Origin of the sequence: Rheinheimera sediminis, from assembly GCF_004005375.1 — a bacterium.
In the GTDB taxonomy this organism is placed as follows: Bacteria; Pseudomonadota; Gammaproteobacteria; order Enterobacterales; family Alteromonadaceae; genus Pararheinheimera.
This window is the reverse complement of the sequence record NZ_RZUF01000090.1, coordinates 1-471: the sequence shown is the minus strand read 5'-3', so window position 1 is coordinate 471 and position 471 is coordinate 1. Positions and strand designations below refer to the sequence as shown.

Annotated in this window: 1 protein-coding gene; it reads right to left on the bottom strand. The window is 41.2% G+C overall.

From position 1 onward, the window contains the following. Window positions 1-48 precede the first annotated feature (48 nt). Window positions 49-327, bottom strand: coding sequence for a type II toxin-antitoxin system toxin DhiT (gene dhiT, locus EMM73_RS19890; protein ID WP_127688489.1), 279 nt, complete (start codon window positions 325-327; stop codon window positions 49-51). Window positions 328-471: the final 144 nt, after the last annotated feature.

Below are 471 nucleotides of genomic sequence, written 5' to 3'. Positions count from 1 at the left end.
AGGTCAGCTCCAGTTTCTGCTCGCCAATCCAATCTACATCTATGACTTTTAACATACATCACCCATATCATCTAACTTGCCGGGGTTTTCACCTTGGACTGCTTTTTGCCACATCAGCATCAATTGTGGCTTATGCTCAGCAATATGACTTTCTGCTCTTTTACGCTGTTTATTGGGCAAATACCCTTCCAGGCTTTCACCTGTTTCAATAGCTATGATCAGTTCATAACTGCCATATTTAACATGCAGATGTGGCAACTTATGCTGCTTGTTATCAAAAAAGTACAAGCAAAATGACAGGCCTAAAAAGGCATCAATCTCTGGCATAACAAGGCTGAATTGGTTATTCCAGAGAGACTATAGCAGTGTATCCCTAAAGAGACAAACTTGTATTATTTAGTGTTGCTTGGGGCACGGAGCAAGACTTGACCCCGTTGGTTGTCAGCAGTTAAAGAGAACTTCTTAAAGTCT